This window comes from Streptomyces anatolicus, assembly GCF_019400875.1.
GTDB classification, from domain to species: Bacteria; Actinomycetota; Actinomycetes; order Streptomycetales; family Streptomycetaceae; genus Streptomyces; species Streptomyces anatolicus.
The window spans coordinates 1-3,693 of sequence record NZ_WMBF01000566.1; the positions used below are offsets into that span (position 1 = coordinate 1).

The following is a 3,693-nucleotide window of genomic DNA, read 5'->3' on the forward strand; positions in this document are numbered from 1 at the left end:
CGTCACACGTGCCCCGCCGCCCCCGGCCGCGGGGCACGGCGCTGCCCCCACCCAGGTGGACTAGCCCACTTGGGCCACTGCGAACCACCCGAAGAGACAGTGGAGTTGAGCTGAACCGCCCGGGCGGGTGATACGTCATTAAGCAGTAGGAACCGCTGCAGCAAAATCCCTGCGGATTGACGTCCGTAGGGCAACACTGGGATCGGACCGACTATCAAACGGGGGGCGGTCATGAATACCGCATCGAGCCGCAGGACAGACGACACAGTCACTTCACCGCAGCGAAAGAACCCTTCCATGTGCCAGCACCAACCACCGTGCCCGACAGCCGACTCCACCGACCGGGAAGCCGCGCTCCTCATGGCGAGCCACCCGGAGCAGGGCTGGAGCCTGCTGTGCAACGGCGTCCTGCTCTTCGAGGACACCGGTGAGCTGCTGCCGGACGGCCAGATCATCGCCCCGCACCGACCGCTGGGCACCGACCAGATCATGACGGCCGCCTGAACGACCAGATCGACCTGATCCACTCGCTTGACCTGATCGACCTGATCGACCTGATCGACAAAAGAAGGGGCCGGCCCGGAGAGAAGTCTCCGAACCGGCCCCGACGCATGCCCGTGGCACACGGGCGCCGTGCTCAGTCCTCGTAGGCATCCAGCGGCGGGCACGAGCAGACCAGATTCCGGTCGCCGTACGCCTGATCGATGCGGCGCACCGGCGGCCAGTACTTGTCCGCCGCGACGACACCGCCCGGGAAGACGGCCTCCTCGCGGCTGTAGCCGTGCTCCCACTCACCGCCCAGCGCGGCCGCGGTGTGCGGCGCGTTGCGCAGCGGGTTGTCGTCGGCGGCCCACGCACCGGAGCCGACCTTCTCGATCTCCTGGCGGATGGCGATCATCGCGTCGCAGAACCGGTCGATCTCGATCAGGTCCTCGCTCTCCGTCGGCTCGATCATCAGCGTCCCCGCGACCGGGAACGACATGGTCGGCGCGTGGAAGCCGTAGTCGATGAGCCGCTTGGCGATGTCGTCGACGCTGACACCGGTCGCCTTGGTGATCGGCCGCAGATCGACGATGCACTCGTGCGCGACGAGCCCGGCCGGACCGGTGTAGAGCACCGGGTAGTGCGGCTCCAGGCGCTTGGCGATGTAGTTGGCGGAGAGCACCGCGACCTGCGTGGCGCGCTTGAGCCCCTCGCCGCCCATCAGACGTACGTACGACCACGAGATCGGCAGGATCCCCGCGGAGCCCCAGGGCGCGGCGGAGATCGGACCCACTCCGGTCGCGGGGCCCGCGGCGGGCTGCAAGGGGTGGTTGGGCAGGTAGGGCGCGAGGTGCTCGCGCACACCCACCGGGCCGACGCCGGGCCCGCCGCCGCCGTGCGGGATGCAGAAGGTCTTGTGCAGGTTCAGGTGCGAGACATCGCCGCCGAAGTGCCCCGGCTTGGCGAGCCCCACCAGGGCGTTGAGGTTGGCCCCGTCCACGTACACCTGGCCGCCGGCCTCGTGCACCGACGCGCAGATGTCGGCGACGTGCTCCTCGAAGACACCGTGCGTCGAGGGATAGGTGATCATGAGCACCGCCAGCTCCTCGCGGTGCTTCTCGATCTTGGCGCGCAGGTCCTCGATGTCGATCTCGCCGTCGTCGGCGGTCTTCACGACGACGACCTTCATGCCGGCCATCACGGCGCTCGCCGCGTTCGTGCCGTGCGCGGAGGACGGGATGAGGCAGACGGTGCGCTGCTCGTCGCCGTTCGCGCGGTGGTAGCCGCGTACGGCGAGCAGACCGGCCAGCTCGCCCTGGGATCCGGCGTTGGGCTGGAGGGAGACCTTGTCGTACCCGGTGACCTCGGCGAGCCGCTCCTCCAGCTCCCTGATGAGGGTGAGGTAGCCCTGCGCCTGCCGGGCGGGCGCGAAGGGGTGCAGCTGTCCGAACTCGGGCCAGGTGACCGGCTCCATCTCGGTGGTCGCGTTGAGCTTCATGGTGCAGGAGCCCAGCGGGATCATGCCGCGGTCGAGCGCGTAGTCACGGTCGGCCAGCCTGCGCAGGTAGCGCAGCATCGAGGTCTCGGAGCGGTACTGGTGGAAGACCGGGTGCGTGAGGTACTCGTCCGTACGCAGCAGGTCCGCGGGGAGCGTGTCCGAGACGGCGGCGTCGAGCGCGTCGACGTCGGCCTCGACGCCGAAGGCGCCCCACACGGCGGCCAGCTGGTGGCGCGTGGTGGTCTCGTCGCAGGAGAGCGAGACGTGGTCGGCGTCGACCAGGTGGATGTTGACCCCGCCCTCGCGGGCGGCGGCGACGAAACGTTCGGCCTTGCCGGGCACGCGCACGGTCAGCGTGTCGAAGTACGCGCCGTGGACGACCTCGACGCCACCGGCCTCAAGGCCCGCGGCGAGCAGCGTCGCGTACCGGTGGGTGCGCCGCGCGATGGACTTGAGCCCGTCGGGGCCGTGGTAGACGGCGAACATACCGGCCATGACCGCAAGGAGCACCTGGGCGGTACAGATGTTGCTGGTGGCCTTCTCGCGGCGGATGTGCTGCTCACGGGTCTGCAGCGCGAGCCGGTAGGCCTTGTTGCCGTCGGCGTCGACGGAGACGCCGACGAGCCGGCCGGGCAGGCTGCGCGCGAACTTCTCGCGCACCGCCATGTAACCGGCGTGCGGGCCGCCGAATCCCATCGGCACACCGAACCGCTGCGTCGTGCCGACCGCGATGTCCGCGCCCAGCTCGCCGGGCGAGGTGAGCAGCGTCAGGGCGAGCAGGTCGGCGGCGACGGTGACGACGGCGCCCAGCTCGTGGGCCTGGTCGATGACCGGCTTGATGTCGCGTACGACACCGGAGGCGCCGGGGTACTGCAGCAGGACGCCCACGACACCGCGCTCGGCGACCTCGGCCGGGATGCCCTCGCCCAGATCGGCGACGACGATCTCGACGCCGGTCGGCTCGGCGCGGGTCCGGATGACGGCGATGGTCTGGGGCAGGGCGTCGGCGTCGACGACGAAGACGCCGTTCTTGACCTTGCCCATGCGCCGCGAGAGCGCCATGGCCTCGGCGGCGGCCGTGCCCTCGTCGAGCAGGGAGGCTCCGGAGGTGGGCAGGCCGGTCAGCTCGGCGACCATGGTCTGGAAGTTCAGGAGCGCTTCGAGGCGGCCCTGGGAGATCTCGGGCTGGTACGGCGTGTACGCGGTGTACCAGGCGGGGTTCTCCATGACGTTCCGCAGGATCACGGGCGGCGTGAAGGTGCCGTAGTACCCGAGTCCGATCATGGAGTCGAGGACCTGGTTGCGGTCCGCGAGGGAGCGCAGCTCGGCCAGCACCTCGGCCTCGGAGCGGGCGCCGGGCAGCTTCAGCGCCTCGGCGTTCTTGATCACATCCGGTACCGCGGCGGCCGTCAGCTCGTCGAGCGAGCCGTACCCGACGTGGGCGAGCATCTTGGCCCGCGCTTCCGCATCGGGCCCGATGTGCCGCTGCTCGAAGGGGATGCCCTGTTCGAGTTCGGAGAGCGGGATGCGATTGGTGGCAGTCATTGCGGAGGCCTCCTGGTCTGCGCGACCTACGAGGGGTACCACGGCGCGGGTACCCGGACGGCCTCCCCCTCTGTCATCTCAACCTGAGAGCTTCGCGGTCCCGTCTTTCGACAGCACCGCTTTCACCGTCGGTGAGGAAGGGTTCCGAGCGTGCCCGCCCGTACGCC

Annotated in this window: 2 protein-coding genes; one reads left to right on the forward strand and one right to left on the reverse strand. The window is 69.8% G+C overall.

What is annotated here, in order from left to right; all coding sequences use genetic code 11:
• Nucleotides 1-297: 297 nt before the first annotated feature.
• On the forward strand, nucleotides 298-504 hold the full coding sequence (locus tag GKQ77_RS29595) for a DUF5999 family protein (RefSeq protein WP_276314328.1): 207 nt from the start codon (nucleotides 298-300) through the stop codon (nucleotides 502-504).
• 133 nt (nucleotides 505-637) lie between these two features.
• On the opposite strand, the gene gcvP is transcribed toward GKQ77_RS29595, so the two are convergent.
• Complete coding sequence (gene gcvP / locus GKQ77_RS29600; protein ID WP_219692192.1) at nucleotides 638-3,526, reverse strand: aminomethyl-transferring glycine dehydrogenase; 2,889 nt, start codon at nucleotides 3,524-3,526, stop codon at nucleotides 638-640.
• Nucleotides 3,527-3,693: the final 167 nt, after the last annotated feature.